General features: G+C 65.6%; 14 protein-coding genes and 1 pseudogene. 9 read left to right on the top strand and 6 right to left on the bottom strand.

The annotated features are described in order from the left end of the window. The 5 genes and pseudogenes from A5906_RS45550 to ligA form a co-directional block, all read left to right on the top strand. Nucleotides 1–421: pseudogene (locus A5906_RS45550) on the top strand (cell division protein FtsZ); the annotation flags it as partial. A 360-nt stretch (nt 422–781) separates the two neighbouring features. Continuing rightward, nucleotides 782–1,744, top strand: a complete 963-nt coding sequence (lpxC, locus tag A5906_RS33830; protein ID WP_080139447.1) for a UDP-3-O-acyl-N-acetylglucosamine deacetylase — start codon at nt 782–784, stop codon at nt 1,742–1,744. A gap of 247 nt (nt 1,745–1,991) precedes the next feature. After that, a complete protein-coding gene (locus A5906_RS33825; protein ID WP_080139446.1) occupies nt 1,992–2,894 on the top strand; it encodes an outer membrane protein assembly factor BamD in 903 nt (300 codons plus the stop codon). A gap of 16 nt (nt 2,895–2,910) precedes the next feature. Continuing rightward, complete coding sequence (recN, locus tag A5906_RS33820) at nt 2,911–4,584, top strand: DNA repair protein RecN (RefSeq protein WP_080139445.1); 1,674 nt, start codon at nt 2,911–2,913, stop codon at nt 4,582–4,584. Between the two features lie 170 nt (nt 4,585–4,754). Further along, nucleotides 4,755–6,908: an NAD-dependent DNA ligase LigA gene (ligA, locus tag A5906_RS33815; RefSeq protein ID WP_080139444.1), complete on the top strand. Its 2,154-nt coding sequence runs from the start codon at nt 4,755–4,757 to the stop codon at nt 6,906–6,908. Nucleotides 6,909–7,016: 108 nt separating this feature from the next. On the opposite strand, the gene A5906_RS33810 is transcribed toward ligA, so the two are convergent. Together A5906_RS33810 and A5906_RS33805 are read right to left on the bottom strand one after the other, a co-directional pair. Continuing rightward, nucleotides 7,017–8,294 carry a multidrug effflux MFS transporter gene (locus tag A5906_RS33810; protein WP_080139443.1) on the bottom strand — a complete coding sequence of 426 codons (1,278 nt, stop codon included), beginning with the start codon at nt 8,292–8,294 and terminating at the stop codon, nt 7,017–7,019. 331 nt (nt 8,295–8,625) lie between these two features. Beyond that, on the bottom strand, nt 8,626–10,455 hold the full coding sequence (locus A5906_RS33805; protein ID WP_080139442.1) for an aminopeptidase P family protein: 1,830 nt from the start codon (nt 10,453–10,455) through the stop codon (nt 8,626–8,628). A gap of 186 nt (nt 10,456–10,641) precedes the next feature. On the opposite strand from A5906_RS33805, the gene A5906_RS33800 reads away from it, so the two are divergent. After that, complete coding sequence (locus A5906_RS33800) at nt 10,642–10,821, top strand: hypothetical protein (RefSeq protein ID WP_080139441.1); 180 nt, start codon at nt 10,642–10,644, stop codon at nt 10,819–10,821. A 122-nt stretch (nt 10,822–10,943) separates the two neighbouring features. Here A5906_RS33800 and A5906_RS33795 read toward each other — a convergent pair whose 3' ends face one another. After that, complete coding sequence (locus A5906_RS33795) at nt 10,944–11,831, bottom strand: 50S ribosomal protein L11 methyltransferase (RefSeq protein WP_080139440.1); 888 nt, start codon at nt 11,829–11,831, stop codon at nt 10,944–10,946. Between the two features lie 165 nt (nt 11,832–11,996). Here A5906_RS33795 and A5906_RS33790 point away from each other — a divergent pair, with 165 nt between their 5' ends. Beyond that, nucleotides 11,997–12,152 (top strand): Flp family type IVb pilin, encoded by a 156-nt coding sequence (locus A5906_RS33790; RefSeq protein ID WP_136615683.1) that lies wholly within the window; start codon nt 11,997–11,999, stop codon nt 12,150–12,152. Nucleotides 12,153–12,415: 263 nt separating this feature from the next. On the opposite strand, the gene A5906_RS33785 is transcribed toward A5906_RS33790, so the two are convergent. After that, entirely contained in the window at nt 12,416–14,026 is a 1,611-nt protein-coding gene (locus A5906_RS33785) for a phytoene desaturase family protein (RefSeq protein WP_080139438.1), read from the bottom strand. 221 nt (nt 14,027–14,247) lie between these two features. On the opposite strand from A5906_RS33785, the gene A5906_RS33780 reads away from it, so the two are divergent. Beyond that, nucleotides 14,248–16,527, top strand: coding sequence for a fused MFS/spermidine synthase (locus A5906_RS33780; RefSeq protein WP_080139437.1), 2,280 nt, complete (start codon nt 14,248–14,250; stop codon nt 16,525–16,527). A 143-nt stretch (nt 16,528–16,670) separates the two neighbouring features. On the opposite strand, the gene A5906_RS33775 is transcribed toward A5906_RS33780, so the two are convergent. Continuing rightward, the gene (locus A5906_RS33775; RefSeq protein ID WP_080139436.1) at nt 16,671–17,669 is read right to left on the bottom strand and encodes a glycerophosphodiester phosphodiesterase; all 999 of its coding nucleotides are present in this window, start codon (nt 17,667–17,669) and stop codon (nt 16,671–16,673) included. 33 nt (nt 17,670–17,702) lie between these two features. On the opposite strand from A5906_RS33775, the gene A5906_RS42765 reads away from it, so the two are divergent. Further along, entirely contained in the window at nt 17,703–17,843 is a 141-nt protein-coding gene (locus A5906_RS42765; protein WP_167523561.1) for a hypothetical protein, read from the top strand. A gap of 2 nt (nt 17,844–17,845) precedes the next feature. Here the strand turns inward: A5906_RS42765 and A5906_RS33770 are convergent, their stop codons facing one another. Beyond that, nucleotides 17,846–18,628 carry a L,D-transpeptidase gene (locus A5906_RS33770; RefSeq protein ID WP_080139435.1) on the bottom strand — a complete coding sequence of 261 codons (783 nt, stop codon included), beginning with the start codon at nt 18,626–18,628 and terminating at the stop codon, nt 17,846–17,848. Nucleotides 18,629–19,015: the final 387 nt, after the last annotated feature.

Below are 19,015 nucleotides of genomic sequence, written 5' to 3'. Positions count from 1 at the left end.
CCCGCCGCAGGCCGAGCGTCCGCCGGTCCGTGCGCCGCGCATGCCGCGCATCGAGGAGCTGCCGATGCCGGCCCAGGCCGAAATTCGTCAGGCCCGCGGCGAGGTTGAAGAAGAGACCCCGCAGAAGCGCCTGTCGCTGCTGCAGCGCCTCGCCAATGTCGGCCTCGGCCGACGTGACGAGGAGAGCGAGCCGCCGGTCGCGGCCCGCACAGCCGGCCCCGCCATGCCGCCGCTGCCCGAGCGCCGTCCGCAGAAGAGCGTGGCGCAGCAGGTCGCGGCCAGCGAGCCGGTGTCCGAATATGCCCGCCGCCCCGCGCCGCAGGGCCTGGACATGCACGGCCGCCCCGCGCCTGTTGCACCGGCGCCACAGGGTGACGACCATCTTGATATCCCGGCCTTCCTGCGGCGGCAGGCGACCTGAGGATTGTTACAATAAGGCAGACGCCAAAAGGCCCCGGCGGGAAGCTTGCCGGGGCCTTTCCTTTTGTCCCGTGCATGTCCGGGTTGCACGGCCAAGCAACTGATTTTAAATCATTAATTATGTATTCGGTGGTTCTGTAAAACCGCCGGCAGCGGCCCCAAATCTCGGCGCAATTTGGTTAAGCCTTGGCGCGAATACGGCAGGTTTGGGGTAACAATCGGTAAAAAAGCGTGAGTTGGCGCTGTTTGAGGCAGTGACTATGGTTTGTCGTGACTTGGGGATACGGATTCGGACGGCGGCCTTGGCCGATCGGTCGGGTCGAGTATAAGTCGCAATGGGTCGTAGTGGGGCGGGTTCCTGATGAAATTTAGCCGGCAAACAACGCTTCGTGCGCAAGCCACCGTGGCCGGCGTCGGCGTTCATTCCGGTCTTCCCGTCACTCTCACGCTTGGGCCCGCGCCTATCGACGCAGGTTATATTTTTATCCGTACCGGCCTCGAGGGAAGTGATCGCGAAGTTCAGGCGACCGCCGACCAGGTGGTTGCGACAGACCTCGCCACCGTCCTCGGCGATCGCAACGGTCCGCTGATCTCCACCGCCGAGCATGTGCTTGCTGCGCTGCGGGGCATGGGCGTGGACAATGCCACGATCGAGCTCGACGGGCCGGAAGTGCCGATCATGGACGGCAGCGCCGCGGCGTTCATTGCCGCCATCGACCAGGCCGGCATCGCCACCCAGCCCGCACAGCGGCGCTTCATCCAGGTTTTGAAGCCGATCTCGGTCAAGATCGGCGACTCCTTCGGCGAGATCCGGCCTTATGCCAACGGGTTCCGCGCCGAGATCGAGATCGACTTCACCAATCCGGTCATCGGACGGCAGAGCTATGCCTTCGACCTCAATCCGGAACGCTTCCGTCGTGAGGTCGGCCGCGCCCGGACCTTCGGTCTGATGTGCGATGTCGCCCGGCTCTGGAGCGCGGGCTATGCGCTCGGCGCCTCCTTCGACAACACCGTCGTGTTCGACGACGAGCGGCTGCTCAACACCGAGGGTCTGCGCTACGCCGACGAATGCGCCCGCCACAAGGTGCTGGACGCGATCGGCGACCTTGCGCTGGCCGGCCTGCCGCTGCTTGGCGCCTACCGTTCGGTCCGCGGCGGCCACAAGCTCAACCACGCCGTTCTGACCGCGCTGCTTGCCGACCGTACCGCCTGGCGGGTGGTCGAGGGTGAGGCAGTGCGCCGCACCACGCGCCCCGTGGGCGAAGTCGGGCGCGGCATCGTCGGCGGCCGGATCGCCGCGGCCTACGGGCCGGACGTGTCCTGAAGGGCCCTGCCGCTGCGGGTATTTGAGGCGACTTACCCCCCGGGAAACTCCTGGTAACCATGATCGGCTAGCATTGCGGCGCGTTCGCCTTAATCCGGGCGAAATGCCTGCCTATCCGGTCGGTTAGCGATCGTTTTTCGGATACATCGGCGTGGGTCGCATGGCAGGCACCACGGCACCATTTCGCGCCCGTGACGGGGGTCATGGGCTGGCGGGCACTGCATCACAGGGCGTCAGGGCAAAACTCATGTCGGCACAGCGTATGACGCGCGGATCTCTTTCGGTTTCGCCACGAGCCTCGATCGCGGCCCGCGGGCTGCGTCAAGCTGCCACCTTCGTCCTGCTCGCGCTGCCGCTTGCCGGCTGCGGAACCGGCGAGCTCTGGGACAAGTTCACCGCCAAGGACGACACCTTCGTCGAGGAGCCCGCCGACAAGATCTACAATGAGGGCCTGTACCTCATGAACGAGAAGAAGGACATGAAGGCGGCGAACAAGAAGTTCGAGGAGGTCGACCGCCAGCATCCTTATTCCGATTGGGCCCGCAAATCGCTGCTGATGTCGGCCTACGCCTCCTACCAGGGCGGCGACTATGACGGCTGCATCGGCGCCGCCACCCGCTACGTCACGCTGCATCCCGGCAGCCCGGATGCGGCCTATGCGCAGTACCTGATCGCGGCCTCGCATTACGACCAGATCCCGGACATCAGCCGCGACCAGACCCGCACCGAGAAGGCGATCGCCTCACTGGAAGAGGTGGTGCGCAAATATCCGACGTCCGAATATGCGACCTCCGCCAAGGCGAAGATCGAGGGTGCCCGCGACCAGCTCGCCGGCAAGGAAATGAACGTCGGCCGCTACTACGCGCAGAAGCGCGACTACACCGCCGCGATCAACCGCTACAAGGCCGTCGTCACCCAGTACCAGACCACGCGGCATGTCGAGGAGGCGCTCTACCGGCTGACCGAAGCCTATATGGCGATCGGCATCGTCGGCGAGGCGCAGACCGCCGCGGCCGTGCTCGGTCACAATTTTCCAGACAGCCGCTGGTACAAGGACGCCTATAATCTTGTAAAATCGGGTGGTCTCGAGCCGAGCGAGAATCAGGGGTCCTGGATCAGCAAGACCTTCAAGAAGATGGGCCTCGGCTAGGAAATTTTGGGGTTCCATGCTGGCGCGTCTGTCGATCCGTGACATCGTCCTGATCGAACGGCTCGATATCGAATTCGCCACCGGACTTGCCGTTTTGACCGGCGAGACCGGGGCGGGCAAATCCATCCTGCTCGATGCCTTTGCGCTGGCGCTCGGCGGCCGCGGCGATGCCGGCCTCGTGCGCCACGGCGCGGAGCAGGGGCAGGTCACTGCCGTGTTCGATATCCCGAAGAATCACCCCGCGACGAAGATCCTGGCCGAGAACGGGCTTGATGATACCGGCGAGATGATTCTGCGCCGGGTCCAGCTGGCCGACGGCCGCACCCGCGCCTTCATCAACGACCAGTCGATCAGCGTGCAGACGCTGAAGGCGGTCGGCGCGGCCCTGGTCGAGATCCACGGCCAGCATGACGAGCGTGCGCTGGTCGATGCCGCCACGCACCGCCGCCTGCTCGATGCCTTCGCCGGCCTTGAAAAGGACGTTGCGGCTGTCGAAGAACTCTGGGATGCCCGCCGCACCGCCAACACCGCGCTGGAAGAGCATCGCGCCGGCATGGAGCGCGCCGCGCGCGAGGCCGACTATCTGCGCCACGCCTCGGACGAGCTGAAGCAGCTCGCACCCAGGGAGGGCGAGGAGACTTCGCTGGCCCACCGCCGCACCACGATGATGCAGGGCGAGAAGATCGCTTCCGATCTGCGCGAGGCGCAGGAGGCGGTCGGTGGCAACCATTCGCCGGTGGCGGCGCTGTCGGCGGCGGTGCGCCGGCTGGAGCGCCGCGGCGTCAACTCGCCGGCGCTGGTCGAGCCCGCGGTGAAGGCGATCGACGCCGCGATCAACGCGCTGGAGGAAGCCGACCAGCATCTGCTGGCCGCGCTTGCCGCGACCGATTTCGACCCGGCCGAGCTCGAACGCATCGAGGAGCGGCTGTTCGCCCTGCGCGCCGCCTCGCGCAAATATTCGACCCCGGTCGACCAGCTCGCGGCGCTTGCCGCCAAATACGCCGCCGACGTCGTGCTGATCGACGCCGGCGCCTCGAAATTGAAGAAGCTGGAGCAGGCCGCGATCGAGGCAGATGGCCGCTATGCCGCCGCCGCGAAAAAACTGTCGCTGGCGCGGCAGAAATCGGCGGAGAAGCTCAACAAGGCCGTCAATGCCGAGCTCGCTCCGCTCAAGCTCGAGCGTGCCAGGTTCATGACCCAGGTCACGACCGACGAGGCCGCTCCGGGCCCGCAAGGGTTCGACCGCGTCGAGTTCTGGGTGCAGACCAATCCGGGCACCAAGCCGGGTCCGATGATGAAGGTCGCCTCCGGCGGCGAGCTGTCACGCTTCCTTTTGGCGCTCAAGGTCGTGCTGTCCGACCGCGGCTCAGCGCCGACGCTGGTGTTCGACGAGATCGATACAGGCGTGGGCGGCGCGGTCGCTGACGCCATCGGTGGGCGCCTGGCGCGGCTTGCCGGCAAGGTCCAGGTGATGGCCGTCACCCACGCCCCGCAGGTCGCCGCGCGGGCCGACCAGCATCTGCTCATCTCCAAGGACGCCCTCGACAAGGGCAAGCGCGTCGCCACCCGCGTCAATGCGCTCGCCGCCGACCACCGCCGCGAGGAGATCGCCCGCATGCTCGCCGGCGCCGAGATCACCGCCGAGGCGAGGGCGGCCGCGGAGCGGCTGCTGAAGGCGGCGACGGCTTAATTCACTTGTCCCGGACGCGGCGCAGCGCCTAGCGCTGCTCCGCAAAGCCGGGACCCAGAATGCTGGGCCCCGGGTCTGCGGCACACCGCTGAAGAAGCGCTGCGCCGCGTCCGGGGCACACAACTTTTCCCGCCTTTACCCTGCCGCCCGCTCCGTCGTATCCAAGCACCATGGCCAGAGCAGCAAAATCCAAAGCAACACCGCCTCGCGACGTCACTGAGCTCACCAAGGCGCAGGCCAAAGTCGAGCACATGCGGCTCGCGCTCGAGATCGAGGGACACAACGAGCGCTATTATCAGGACGATGCGCCCACCGTCACCGATGCCGAGTACGACGCGCTCCGGCAGCGCTTCGACGCGATCGAGAAGCGGTTTCCTGAATTCGTCAGCGCAGAGTCGCCCTCGCAAAAGGTCGGCGCCGCACCGTCCGGCCGTTTCAAAAAGGTGCGGCACTCCGTGCCCATGCTGTCGCTCGACAACGCCTTTGCGGAAGAGGACGTGCGCGACTTCGTCGGCCGCATCGTGCGCTTCCTGAAGCTCGACGACGACAAGGTCAATTTCTCCGCCGAGCCGAAGATCGACGGCCTGTCGATGTCGCTGCGCTATGAGGGCGGCGAGCTCGTCACCGCGGCGACGCGCGGCGACGGGGCGGTGGGCGAGGACGTCACCGCCAATATCCGCACCCTCGAAGACGTGCCGCAGAAGCTGAAGGGCCGCAACATCCCCGACATCTGTGAGGTGCGCGGCGAGGTCTACATGACCAAGAAGGCCTTCCTTGCGCTCAACGAGCGGCAGAAGGCTGCGGGCGATACGATCTTCGCAAACCCACGAAATTCGGCCGCGGGCTCGCTCCGCCAGAAGGATCCGACCATCACCGCTTCGCGCCCGCTCGGCTTCTTCGCCTACGCCTGGGGCGAGATGAGCGCGATGCCGGAGGATACGCAGAGCGGCATGATCGGTTGGTTCGAGCGCTGCGGCTTCAAGACCAATCCGCTGACGAAACTGTGCCGCTCGGTCGAGGAGCTGCTCGCCTTCCATCATGCGATCGAGGAGCAGCGCGCAAAACTCGACTACGACATCGACGGCGTCGTCTACAAGGTCGACCGCATCGACTGGCAGGAACGCCTCGGCTTCGTCTCGCGCACGCCGCGCTGGGGCATCGCGCATAAATTTCCGGCCGAGCGCGCGATGACGGTGCTGCGCGACATTGAGATCCAGGTCGGCCGCACCGGCTCGTTCACGCCGGTCGGCAAGCTCGAGCCGGTCGGTGTCGGCGGCGTGATCGTGCAGAACGTCACGTTGCACAACGAGGACTACATCAAGGGCATCGGCAACAAGGGCGAAGTGCTGCGCGAGGGACGCGATATCAGGATCGGCGACACCGTCGTTATCCAGCGCGCCGGCGACGTCATCCCGCAGATCGTGGACGTCGTGCTCGACAAGCGGCCGAAGACGGCGAAGGAATTCCATTTCCCGAAGAAGTGCCCGTGCCCGCTGCACACCGACGTCGTACGCGGCGAGACGGCCGCCGGTGAAGAGGAATCACGCGCCCGCTGCAGCGGCGAGTTCGCCTGTCCCTATCAAAAGATCGAACACCTCAAGCTGTTCGTGTCGCGGCGCGCCTTCGACATCGACGGCTTGGGGGAGAAGCAGCTCCAGTATTTCTTCGACGAGGGATGGGTCAAGGAGCCCGCCGACATCTTCACGCTGGAGCAGCGCAACTCAAAGCTCAAGCTCGAGGAGATCGAAGGCTACGGCGCGACCTCGGTGCGCAATCTGTTCGGTGCCATCGAGAGCCGGCGCAAAATCGCGCTGGAGCGCTTCATCTATGCGCTCGGCATGCGCCATGTCGGCGAGACCACGGCGCTGGCGCTGGCCCGCGGCTATGGCTCGTGGGACGCCTTCCACGACGCATGCCTCAAGATCGCCAAGGGCGACGAGGAGGCGATGGCGGAGATGGATGCGCTCGACCAGATCGGCGACACCGTGATCAAGAGCATCGCCGATTATTTCGGCGAGAGCCACAATCGCGGCATCGTCGAGCGCCTGACCAAGGAGGTCGAGATCGTCGACGCCGAGAAGCCGAAGAGCAACTCGCCGGTCGCCGGCAAGACCGTGGTGTTCACGGGCTCGCTGGAGAAGATGACGCGGGATGAAGCCAAGGCGACCGCGGAGCGGCTGGGTGCAAAAGTGTCGGGCTCGGTGTCGAAGAAGACCGATCTCGTCGTCGCCGGCCCCGGCGCCGGCTCGAAGCTCGCGGATGCCAACAAGCACGGCGTGAAAGTGCTGACCGAGGACGAGTGGCTGAAGCTGATCGGGGAGTGACGCTCTCTTCCGTCATTGCGAGCGTAGCGAAGCAATCCAGAATCTCTTCGCGGTGACAGGCTGGATTACTTCGCTACGCTCGCAATGACGGGGGGACGCAGCGCCCCCTCACATCATCCCCGTCTCTTCCTCTTCCGCCTGCTCGATCAATTCCTCGCTTACCACCACCTCGCGGCGGGGGACGACGAAGATCATCATGCAGGCGCAGAGCAGGGAGATCGCCAGCACTGCGGAGGTCAGCGGAAGCGTCGTTATGGAATGGCCGCCGAGATAGGCGCCGAATTGCGACATCAGTGCGCCGATGCCCTGCTGGAGGAAGCCCATCGCGCCTGAGGCGGTGCCGGCAGCTTCAGGGCGGATGCTGATGGCGCCGGCGGCGGAGTTCGCCATCACGAAGGCATTGCCGGCCATCACGATCATCTGCGTGCCGAACAGCCAGGCCGGCGCTTCGTTCCAGCCGGTGAAGCTCCAGAGCAGGTTCAACAGGCTGCCGCAGAGCTGGAGGGCGAGCCCGAACCAGATCAGATTTGCCAGCGAGTGCCTGGGCGCAAAGCGCACGCAGAGCAGATTGCCGACGAGGTAAGCGAAGCCGGTGGTTGCGAACCAGGCGCCGTATTCGGCGCTGCTGCGGCCCATCTGCGTCACCACGATGTAGGGACCGCCGCCGGCGAAGGTGAAGATGATCTGTGAAGCCAGCACCTGGCACATCACGTAGCCGACGAAGGCGCGGTTCGTGATCAGCATGCCGACGTCGCGGCGAAAGCCGCCGCCGGCGGCGCGGGTGCGGCGCGTCTCGGGCAGCGCCACCGCAATGCCGACGGCGACGATGATCGCGCCGATGGTGATGGCGTAGAAGATCGCGCGCCAGCCGAACGCGGTCTCGATCAGGCCGCCGGTGAGCGGCGACACCATCTGCCCGATCATCAGGGCTGCGACCACGAGGCTGATCATCGAGGCGACACGGTCGCGCTCGTAGATGTCGCGGATGATGGCGCGGCTCACCACCATGCCGGCGGCGCCGCCCAGCGCCTGGAAGAAGCGCGCGGCGATCAGCTGCGGCAGGTTCTGGGCGAAGATGCAGGCGATGCTCGCCGCCACCATCAGGGCCAGCCCTCCGAGCAGCACCGGACGCCGCCCGAACCTGTCCGACAGCGGCCCCATGATCAGCTGCGACATCGCGATGCCGACCATGTAGAGCGACACCGTCATCTGCGCGATCGAGATGTCGCTGCCGAAGGTCGTCGCCAGCACCGGCAGTGCCGGAACCAGCATGTAGAGCGAGATCGGCGCGATCCCGGTCATGACGACCAGCAGCAGCAACACCACGCGCGAGGTCGCGATGTTCTTCGTTGCCGCCTCCGGCGGCCTGCTGATCATGCCGTGCATAGATGTCCGTCTCGTCGAAATTGGAATCGACTGTAGCGTGCTCACGCAAGACCGATATCGGCGTTTCGGAATGCGGCTATTCGGATTTCGGGACGGTTATGATGGGAGCACAATGGCGACCGATTGGGCGCACATTCGCGTTCCGCAAGTGCGATGTCATTCCCCGAAAAGGCGAGGAATCCAGTATTCCAGAGACGGAAGTGGACACGGAGAGGCCACGGCGTACTGGATGCCTCGCTCCAGTGCGCAATTGCGCACAAGGCGGGCATGACGGCTATGGGTGCGGGAGCAGCGTTGCGCAAATCGCGTAGCGCCATGCGCAACGACGGGCCTATGCCTTCAGCTCCGCGGTGGCCTGATCGAGCCAGGCGCCGGTCGCTTCATCCAGCGCCGGCCGCACCTCGGCCCGCACGCGCGCATGGTAGGCATTGAGCCAGGCGAGCTCGTCGTTGCTCAGCATCGTGACATCAATCAGCCGACGGTCGATCGGCGCCAAGGTCAGCGTCTCGAACGCGTTCATCGGCTTCTCGGCGCCCTGGATGCTGGCTTCGACCACCAGCTCGAGATTCTCGATGCGGATGCCGAAGCCATCGGTCTTGTAGTAGCCGGGCTCGTTGGAGAGGATCATGCCGCGTTTCAGCGGCGTAGTGCCGAGCTTCGAGATCCGGGCCGGCCCCTCATGCACTGAAAGATAGCTGCCGACGCCATGGCCGGTGCCGTGCTCGAAATCGACGCCGGCGGCCCAGAGATATTGCCGCGCCAGCGTATCGAGCTGTGCGCCGGTGGTGCCGTCGGGGAAAACCGCGCGCGCGATCGCGATGTGGCCGCGCAGCACGCGGGTGAAGCGGTCGCGCATTTCGCCGGTGGGCTCGCCGACCGCCATGGTGCGCGTGACGTCGGTGGTGCCGTCCTCATATTGCGCGCCGGAATCGATCAGCAGGAGATCGCCGGGCGCGATCCGCCGGTTGCTCTTGCGGGTGACGCGGTAGTGCACGATGGCGCCGTTCGGCCCCGTTCCCGAGATGGTCGGGAACGACACGTCCTTGAGCGCGCCGGTGTCTCGGCGGAAGGTCTCCAGCGCCTCCACCGCGTCGATCTCGGTGAGCTTGCCGCTTGGCGCCTCGCGATCGACCCATGCCAGGAACCGCGCCAGCGCCACGGCGTCGCGCAGATGGGCCGTCTTGGTGCCCTTGATCTCGGTCGCGTTCTTGACCGCCTTGAGAAGTGCAATCGGGTCGCTGCCGCGCACCGGCTTGCCGCCGGCGCCCGCGATCAGCCGGCTCAGCGCCTCGGCCGCGGTCGCATTGTCGAGCGCGATCGCCGCGCCGCTTTTGGCCAGCGCCATCAGCGTTGGCGCCATCGCATCTGGCTCGCGCACATCTGCGGATTGTTCGAGATGATCCCGTGAGAGGTTGGAGAGTTTTCTGTGGTCGATGAAGATGGTGGGGCGGCCGTCCTTCGGCACCAGCGCATAGGACAGCGGCAGCGGCGTATGCGCGACGTCGGCGCCGCGGATGTTGAAGGTCCAGGCCACCGCGTGGCTGTCCGACAGCACCAGCGCATCCGCGCCGAGCTTGGCGATCTCGTCCCTGATCTGCGTCAGCTTCTCGGCTTCCGTCACGCCGGCATGCTGGAGGCTGTGCACGGCGACGGGGGCAAGCGGCGGCTGCGGCCGGTCCTGCCAGATCGCATCGACCGGGTTGCCGTCGACCGGCACCAGCTCGGCGCCGGCCTTGGCGCAGGCGGCGGACAGGCGCTCGGCTGCCGCAAAAGTGTGCAGCCACGGATCAAATCCGAGGCGATCGCCGGCCTTCAGGTGTGCCGACACCCAGCTTTCCGGCGGCGGATCGATCAGCGATTCCACCGCCCAAGCCTTGGCATCGACCTGCTTGGCCGCCTGGAGCGTGTAGCGGCCATCGACGAACAAGGCGGCCTCGCGGGTCAGCACCACGGCGAAGCCCGCCGAACCCGTGAAGCCGGTCAGCCAGGCCAGCCGCTCTTCCGACGGGGGCACATATTCGTTTTGCTGCTGGTCGGCGCGCGGAATGACGAAGCCGGTCAGCTTGCGGCGGGCGAGTTCTTCGCGGAGCGCGGCAAGGCGAGCGGCAAGCGCGACGCCGGCCTCGGGCTCCTCGAATGTCTGGAAGTGCGCTTCGAACATGTGGATCACTCTAGGATCATGGGCATCGGTCCGCAATCTAGACGCATTTGCGTCGCATCTGGCATGGACTGTGCTTGAAAATGTTCCATTCGAATTGAGTGGAGTAAAGGATGCGGCAGTTGCGCTTCGTCCGGATAACAGGGAAATTCGAGCAAGTGGTTCATCTCAACGGCGAGGGGACACACGATGCCAGCGTTCACCTTTGAGAAGATTTCGCCGCCGGTGCGCCGCGCGCCGGTCAATACGGGACCGAAGAAGCCGCGCGGCCTCATCAGCCAGATGATCGATCGTTTCGCCGAGCGCCGCGCGAGGCGCGCGCTGCAGGGCAAGCGCGTCGCGCGCCGGGACGAGAAGCCGGCGGAATAGCGCGGCAATGGCGATGCCGTACGGTGGGTTAGCCGAAGGCGTAACCCACCGCTGTTCCTATCTCGGAAGCAGAAGAGGTGGATTACGCCTGGGGACTGCGCGCAGCCCAGGGCTAATCCACCCTAGGACAGTTTCCTCAACAACAGACTGCTCCACCCCTCGATCCTGAGGTGCCGAAGCGGCACGAGGCCCCGCGCGCGGTAGGCCGCGATCACGGCGGGCGCCTGGTGGGTCAAGAGGCCGGAGAGGATGACGCGGGCGCCGGGCGCAAGGTGCCGCGCCATCGGGCTCGCCAGCTGCCGCAGCGGATTGGCAAGGATGTTGGCCAGCACCAGGTCGAACGGCCCCGCGCGGACAAAATCCGGCGCGGCAAAGCCGGTCGCGCGGATCACTCTCACATGATGACCGACTTCGTTCAGCGTCGCGTTTTCGGCGGCCACCCGCACCGAGGGCGGGTCGATATCGGAGGCGAGCACCGCGCGATGCAGCGCCTTCGCCGCCGCGATGGCCAGCACGCCGGTTCCGGTGCCGAGGTCGAGCAGGCTCCGCGGCCGGGAACTCTTCAGGACATGGTCAAGCAGGAGTAAACAGCCACGCGTGGTGCCGTGATGGCCGGTGCCGAAGGCGAGCGCCGCCTCGATCTCGATTTTGAGCTTGTTCGGCGCCACGCGGTCGCGGTCATGGCTGCCGTGCACGACGAAGCGTCCGGCCGGCACGGGGACGAGATCTTCCAGGCTGGCCTTGACCCAGTCCTTGGCCTCGACGGTGTCGAAGACAAGCGTGTCCGCGATCTCATTTCCTGCTGATGTTGTAATGAGTTCGCGCAGCCAGGCCTGGTCTGGGGCTTCGGCGAAATGCAGCGTGACGTCCCATTGTCCGTCCGGCCGCTCGAACGCGGCGACCGCTGCGTCCCCGTCGAAAAAGACCTCGGTGAGCACATCGACGACGCGCCTTGCGGCGGCCTCGGCGCCGATCGAAAAGCTGGCGCGATGGGTGGGGGAAGGCGGCATCCTCAGGGTTCCGTCGGGTTCAATTTTGGGAACTTTTGCGCACAATTTTCCGCATAACTTGCTAGGCCCGGATTAACCGGACAGAAGGTCGCACCCCGTAGATTTTCGGCTGTCGGGGCTGGCCAACACAGCCTGAAATTGAAACGGAGGCGTGTCTTGAAGCGCATGGTTTTGAAGTTCTGGTCGGATGAATCTGGTGCGACCGCAATTGAATACGGCCTGATCGCGGCCGGTATCGCTCTGGCGATCATCACCGTGGTGAACAGTCTGGGCAGCACGTTGAACGACAAGTTCGGTTCGATTAGCACCTCCTTGAAGTAATTTCCGCCTCGCATTTCCAGCGGGGGCTACTTTCTTCACCAGGCTGTTTTGACGAGCGCCCGCGCGGGGAATTGCCCTCGGCGGGCGAGGTCGTTTTGGGGGTGGTGTCTACAGGCCGTCAACACCTTGTCAGGGGCATCTTTCACTGGCCTATCCCCTAATTGTCCCGCAATTATCCACCGGCTTTTCCCCGGCATGTCCGGGTCGGGTCCTCTGCCCGATCACAGGCATCTCGACAGCCTGTCAACAGCCCATCCACAGACCTATCCACGGCTTCCAAACAGCGCGCGGTGGTCCCGCAGGATCACGCGCGCGGCGTTATGGCCGGGGGCGCCGGTGACGCCGCCGCCGGGGTGGGCGCCGGAGCCGCAGTGATAGAGGCCCTTCAGCGGCCCGCGATAATCGGCATGGCCCAGCATCGGCCGCGCCGAGAACAGCTGGTTCAGTGTCAGCGCGCCGTGGAAGATGTCGCCGCCCAGCAGGCCGAATTGTCGTTCGAGGTCGAGCGGCGAGAGAATCTGGCGGCCGAGCACGGTGGAGGCAAAACCCGGTGCGTAGCCATCCACCGTCGCGATCATGAGATCGGCGACCTCGTCACGATGGTTGTCCCACGATTTTCCGCCGGGAAGCTCCGGCGCGACGTGCTGGCAGAACAGGCTCGCCACATGCTTGCCCGAGGGTGCCAGCGTGTCGTCGAGCGTCGAGGGGATCAGCATCTCGACGACGGGCTGTCGGCTCCAGCCCTGCGCGCGCGCATCGAGATAGGCGCGATCCATGTAGGGAAGGCTTGGCGCGAGGATGATGCCGGAGGTGAGGTGATCCCCCTCGCCAGGCAGTGCCGCGAAGGAGGGCAGGCGGTCCAGCGCCACGTTCATGCGGAAGGTGCCGGAGCCGTTCTTCCAGTGCCTGATGCGGGCGAGGAAATCTTTCGGCAGCGCGTCGGCGGCGATCAGCCTCGTATACAGCAGCTTCGGATTGACGTTGGCCGCGACATATTTCGCGCGGATCATCTCGCCGTCCTCCAGAACCACGCCGACGGCGCGGTCGCGCTCGACGATCACCTCGCGCACACTCGTCTCGGTGTCGATCGCGACGCCCCGGTCCCGCGCGGCACGCGCCATTGCCTGCGTGATCGCGCCCATGCCGCCGATGGCGTGGCCCCAGACGCCCTTCTTGCCGTTCACCTCGCCGAAGGCGTGATGCAGCATCACATAGGCCGAGCCTGCGGCATAGGGGCTGGCGTAATTGCCGACGATGGCATCGAAGCCGAACAGCGCCTTGACCAGATCGTGCTCGAACCGTTCATCCAGCATCTCGCCGGCCGAGCGGGTGAAGAGATCCAGCAGGCTGCGGCTTTGCTCCAGCGTCAGGCCGCGCAGGATGTTGGCGCTCTGGAATGCGTTCACGGCCTCGCGGATCGCGTTGGTGCCGAAGCCGTCGAGCAGGTTCGGCGGGGCGCGCAGCACGAATTGCCGAAGCACGTCGGCGATGTCCTCCAGCTCGCGCGAGAAGCCGTCGAGCGCCTCCGCATCGTGCGCGCTGAGCCGCGCAACTGACGCCTTGGTCCGCCCCTCGCCGGTGAGGAGATAGCTGCCATCGGGGGCGGGCAGAAAATTCTGCGACCGCCGCTCGACCACGCGCAGGCCGTATTCGGCGAGCTTGAGATCGCCGATCACCTGCGGATTGAGCAGGCTCACGGTGTAGGCGGCGACCGAGTTGCGGAATCCCGGGTGAAACTCCTCCGTCACCGCGGCGCCGCCGACCACCTTGCGGCGCTCGACCACACGCACGCGCAGGCCCGCCGCCGCGAGATAGGCTGCGCAGGTGAGGCCGTTATGGCCTGCGCCGATGATGACAACGTCGGTTTCGGTCATGAGAGATTCGGGTTGTTCGGCTTATCGTCATTCCGGGGCGCGCGTCAGCGCGAACCCGGAATCTCGAGGTTCCGGGTTGGATGCTTCGCATCGCCCCGGAACGACCCTCTAATATCAAGCAATCCTCGCTGCAACATCACGAGCCCCTTTATTGCCCGTTCAAGCGCCTTGTGCTCCATTGCACCCCGTCCGGCGCCCGCCGGGGTTTTGCCGGAGCTTTCATGGATTCGATCGCGCATCCCGCCGCCACGGAGCAGCCTTCGTCGTCGCGCAACCGGCTGCTGCTGACGGTCTACACCGCTGCGATCTTCGTCAGCGCGCTGCTGCTGTTCTCGGTGCAGCCGCTGTTCACGAAGATGGTGCTGCCGCGGCTCGGCGGCTCGCCGGCGGTGTGGTCGGTGGCCATGGTGTTCTTCCAGTCGCTGCTGTTGGCGGGCTATGCCTATGCGCATCTGTTGATGCAGGCGAGGAACCGGATCGTTCCGGTCGCGGTGCATCTGGTGCTGCTGATCGCGGCCTTCGCCACGCTGCCGCTCGGCATCGCGTCGGCCTATGTCGAGCCGCCGGCCTCGGGCTATGCGTTCTGGCTGCTCGGCCTGTTCGTGGTCTCGATCGGGCTGCCGTTCTTCGCGCTGGCCGCCAACAATCCGCTGCTGCAGGCCTGGTTCGTCCGCACCGGCCACCCCGCCGGGCACGATCCCTATTTCCTCTATGCCTCCTCCAACATCGGTAGCTTCCTGGCGCTGTTGTCCTATCCGTTCCTGCTGGAGCCGATGTTCACGCTGCATACGCAGAACCGGTTCTGGACCGGGGGCTATGGCGTCCTGATCTTGCTGATTGCCGCCTGCGGCGTGCTGTTGTTGCGCTCGCCGAAGCTGGCGGCCGCCGATGTTCGAACCGATGACATCAATGCGCCGGCGCCAAGCGTCCTGACGCGGCTGCGCTGGATTTTCCTTGCCGCGGTGCCGTCAGGTCTGCTCATCGCCGTGACCGCGCACATCTCGACCGATGTCGCGGCGGCGCCCCTGCTCTGGGTGCTGCCGCTATCGCTGTACCTGCTCACCTGGGTGGTCGTGTTCCAGTCGCGGCCGCTGCTGCCGCACAAATGGATGCTGATGCTCCAGCCGGTCGCGATCGCGGGCGTCGTTGTCCTTCTGGCGTTTGGCGGCGAGCAGAACCTGCTGCTGACGCTCGGCGGTCACCAATTGTGCTTCTTCGTCATCGCCATGGCCTGTCACGGTGAGCTGGCGCGGACCCGGCCGGCCGCCAAATATCTCACCGGCTTCTATGTCGCGTTGTCGTTCGGCGGCATGGTCGGCGGCCTCTTTGCCGGCCTCGTCGCCCCCTTCACCTTCTCCTGGATTGCCGAATATCCGATCCTGATCGCGCTTGCCGCGCTGTGCCGACCGTCCGCGAACGAGCGGCTTGCCGGCATCGTGAGATGGTACTGGCTGGCGCTCGCCGCGCTGGCGGTGGCGCTCATTGCGCCCTCTTATACGACCGGCAATCTCTCGACCTGGTTCGAGGATCATCGCGTCTGGGTCGCTGGCTCCGTCGGCGTGCTCGCCGCGCTGCTGACGCTGGCGCTCAATGCCGGCCGCTGGAAGATTTTTGCCACCGTCGCACTGGCGCTGGCTTTGATCCGGATCTATCCGGCGGACGAGGGCCGCGTCACCACGGTGCGCAGCTTCTTCGGCGTGCACAAGATCGTGGAGACGCCCGGCGGATATTTCCACGTGCTGATGCACGGCACCACCATCCACGGCGCCGAGCGCTTCCGCAACAATGACGGCACGCCGGTCACCGGCCGGCCCGAGCCGATCACCTACTACCACAAGGACGGCGGGATCGGTCAGGCCGTCGCCGCGATCCGCGAGCGCAAGGGCGCTCCGCTCAAGGTCGCCGCGATCGGTGTTGGCTCCGGCACGCTCGCCTGCGCTGCCGAGCCAGGGGAAGACTGGAAATTCTTCGAGATCGACCAGTCCATGGTGGACGCGGCGCGCGACCCCAAGAATTTCCGCTACATCTCGAGCTGCTTGCCGGAGCTGAAGCCTGTCATCGGCGACGCCCGCCTCACCTTCGCCAAGGAGCCCGACGGCGCCTACGATCTCATCATCGTCGATGCCTATTCGTCCGATGCGATCCCGATTCATCTTGCGACCGAAGAGGCGATGAAGATCTACAAGGACAAGCTCGCGCCCCACGGCGCCGTGGTGATGCACGTCTCCAACCGTCACCTCGATCTCGAGACCGTCGTGGTCGGCATCGCCGACGCCAACGATCTCAAGAGCTGGGTCTTCAACGAGGATTCGGGCCGCGATTCCGACTACATCTTCTCGACCGACGTCGTCATCTCCGCGCGCGAGGATGCCGATGTCGGCAGGCTCGCCGCCTCCAAATCATGGGAGCAGACCGAAGCCGACGACAGGGTGCGGGTCTGGACCGACGATTACTCGAACATCCTGGGCGCGCTGTATCGTCGTTTGCGGGACGGGGAGTAGGCTTCGCGCCACGAGTGGTCTCGTGCCCCGGACGCAGCGCAGCGCGGAGCGGTGTGCTGCAGAGCCGGGGCCCATTCGTTCTGGGTCCCGGCTCTGCGGAGCAGCGTTAAACGCTGCACCGCGTCCGGGACACGAGATGGAGCTTACGGCTCTACCGGCGTCCCCACCGGCAGCGCAATTCCCTTCTCGCCTGCAACTTCCCTCAGCAAGTCCGGCCTGTCCGAGATGATCCCGTCGACGCCGAACTCGATCATCCGCGCCATGTCTTCACGCTTGTTGACCGTCCAGACCACCACGTGCAGTCCGAGCGCGTGGGCTTCTGAGACCAGCGCCGCCGTCACGTCGCCGAAATAGGGCGACCAGATCGCGCCGCCCGCAGCCTTGATGGTTCGCGGCAGCGAGCCGCCGTGATCGGCTGGACTGAAGCCCGCGGTCCAGCTGGTGGCCTTGTCGAGCGCCACCGTCGGAGCCGAGCCGCGCTGGAGCGTGAGGTACACGGTTGGAATTGTGGGCGCCTGCTGCTGGACGAGCTGCAGGGTCCGCCAGTCAAACGACTGGATCATGACGCGATCGGCAAACCCTTCTGCCTCGATCAGGTGGAGCAGCTTTGCGACGAAACCCTGCGGATCGAGGGATTCGTCCGGATGGTTCGGATCGATCTTGGTCTCGATGTTGAAACGCACATTGGCGTTGCCGGACTTGCGCACCAGCGCGAACAGCTGCTTCAGCGTGGGGATGCGGGTCCCCGGCACGGCGCGCTGCTCGGGGAATTGCCTGGCATAGGCACTGTCGGGCCGGATCTGGCCGACGTCATAGGTCCCGATGTCGTCGAGCCGTAGCTTCACAAAGGGCGTGCCGGGTGCGGCCACATAGGCGCCGCTCGTATCCCGTGCGAGATCCGGATTGAGCCCGCGTTCATGTGAGATGACGACCTCGCCATCGGCGGTCACGCCGACGTCGAGCTCCAGCGTGTCGACGCCCATCGACAGCGCATTGGCGAAGGCGGGCAGGGTGTTCTCCGGAAGCAGCGCCCGCCCGCCGCGATGCGCCTCGAGATCAAAGGCCATGGCTTCTCCTGGAATGGCTTGTCCTGCAGCGAGAGCCGCGAGCACGGTCAGGATTGTCGTGGCACGTGACGGCATCAAGGGTTCATCGCGCTCGTGAAAACAGTCGGCATGGCCGGCCGTCATCGCACCTTCCACACGCCGTCGGATGATCGCACGGCGACCGGACCCGAGATCCTCGAGCCGGTCGCCCGGGCCTTCGTCGATGCGGCACGAAAGATCGTCGAACGTGGCGACGCCGCGTTCGGATAGAGTCAGTTCTGATAGTAATAGCCGCGCGGCTGATAGTACTGGCGGGGCTGCTGCTGCTGATAATAGTAGCCCTGCTGGCCATAGGCCTGGTCGTAGGTCGGCTGCGGCAGTTGCTGATAGGCCTGCGTGCCATAGGGGCGTGTGATCGGGCGCGGAGCCGGGTAGCGCGCACCGGTGTCGCTGCCGTCTGCCGGATAAATGTAATTATCGTCCTGCGGCATGTAGCGGCGAGCAGGTTGCTGCGGCGGCGTCAGGTTCACGGGATCACCCGTGGTGGCGTATTGCTCCTCGGACGGCTGCTGGGCGCGGGCCACCGCGTTGTTGGTACGGCCGCGCGGATTGCGGGCGAGCGCCACCTGCGCCGAGCCGGTCAGCGTCACCGTGGTGTTGAGCACGCCCTGCTGCTGCACCAACGCGTAGAGTGTCGAGGCGTTCTGGCGCGACAGGCGCACGCAGCCATGGGAGGCCGGTGAGCCGAGCCGGCCGACCGAGTCAGTGCCGTGGATGGCGTGCCCGACCTTGGTGAAGAAGATCGCGTGCGGCATCGGCGCGTCGTCGAATTCCTTGGAGAAGTGATCCTCTTCCATGCGGAAGGCGCGGAAGGCGCCGTTCGGCGTTTCGCGTGACGGGATGCCGGTCGATACCGGCCAGTGATAGCGCGCGACGCCGTCAACCGCGACGGTCATCTGCTGATTGTCCTTGTCGACGGTAATCTCGACCTTGGCCTGCGCGGTGCCCGCGCTCAAAAGCATCAGGGATGTGAAAGCAATAAAAAACGAACGCATCTGACTTCTGGCCTCCGGCCTGTTCACGCTGGCGCCGCGGCTCTCCGTCCCCCGGCATGCAATATGCCCGCAATCCGGCTTCCGTTCCAGCGGCCAGCCCGCCCATCGTTAACGTGATGTCCGATGTAAGCAAGGCCGCTTTGTGCCGCGCCGCTGGCGGCAACGCTGACATTTTCGCGAGCGGACATGCGTTCACATCGCCGACAATTCGTCACAAAGGCGCAACCATTTGGCCGCCCGGTGCGTTGATGATCACCTGCCGATTGGCGGCGTTCGCCGCCGTCTTGACCCCTGTACTTTCCCTTGGGACTGAAGATGAACAAAGCCCGTGTTGCCGCCGCCAACCTGCCGGCCGGCTTGGCTGTCCGCCTGCTGTTCGCAGCCGCC

It is taken from the genome of Bradyrhizobium sacchari (genome assembly GCF_002068095.1).
GTDB classification, from domain to species: Bacteria; Pseudomonadota; Alphaproteobacteria; order Rhizobiales; family Xanthobacteraceae; genus Bradyrhizobium; species Bradyrhizobium sacchari.
This window is presented reverse-complemented; position numbering and strand designations above follow the sequence as displayed.

What these genes read in the sequence shown, in the direction of transcription:
- A5906_RS33790 (WP_136615683.1), top strand. Translation starts at nt 11,997, where the DNA reads ATGGTTTTGAAGTTCTGGTCGGATGAATCTGGTGCGACCGCAATTGAA.
- A5906_RS33770 (WP_080139435.1), bottom strand. Translation starts at nt 18,628, where the DNA reads ATGCGTTCGTTTTTTATTGCTTTCACATCCCTGATGCTTTTGAGCGCG.
- A5906_RS33775 (WP_080139436.1), bottom strand. Translation starts at nt 17,669, where the DNA reads ATGCCGTCACGTGCCACGACAATCCTGACCGTGCTCGCGGCTCTCGCT.
- A5906_RS33810 (WP_080139443.1), bottom strand. Translation starts at nt 8,294, where the DNA reads ATGCACGGCATGATCAGCAGGCCGCCGGAGGCGGCAACGAAGAACATC.
- lpxC (WP_080139447.1), top strand. Translation starts at nt 782, where the DNA reads ATGAAATTTAGCCGGCAAACAACGCTTCGTGCGCAAGCCACCGTGGCC.
- A5906_RS33795 (WP_080139440.1), bottom strand. Translation starts at nt 11,831, where the DNA reads ATGCCGCCTTCCCCCACCCATCGCGCCAGCTTTTCGATCGGCGCCGAG.
- ligA (WP_080139444.1), top strand. Translation starts at nt 4,755, where the DNA reads ATGGCCAGAGCAGCAAAATCCAAAGCAACACCGCCTCGCGACGTCACT.
- A5906_RS33780 (WP_080139437.1), top strand. Translation starts at nt 14,248, where the DNA reads ATGGATTCGATCGCGCATCCCGCCGCCACGGAGCAGCCTTCGTCGTCG.
- A5906_RS33805 (WP_080139442.1), bottom strand. Translation starts at nt 10,455, where the DNA reads ATGTTCGAAGCGCACTTCCAGACATTCGAGGAGCCCGAGGCCGGCGTC.
- A5906_RS33785 (WP_080139438.1), bottom strand. Translation starts at nt 14,026, where the DNA reads ATGACCGAAACCGACGTTGTCATCATCGGCGCAGGCCATAACGGCCTC.
- recN (WP_080139445.1), top strand. Translation starts at nt 2,911, where the DNA reads ATGCTGGCGCGTCTGTCGATCCGTGACATCGTCCTGATCGAACGGCTC.
- A5906_RS42765 (WP_167523561.1), top strand. Translation starts at nt 17,703, where the DNA reads ATGGCCGGCCGTCATCGCACCTTCCACACGCCGTCGGATGATCGCACG.
- A5906_RS33800 (WP_080139441.1), top strand. Translation starts at nt 10,642, where the DNA reads ATGCCAGCGTTCACCTTTGAGAAGATTTCGCCGCCGGTGCGCCGCGCG.
- A5906_RS33825 (WP_080139446.1), top strand. Translation starts at nt 1,992, where the DNA reads ATGTCGGCACAGCGTATGACGCGCGGATCTCTTTCGGTTTCGCCACGA.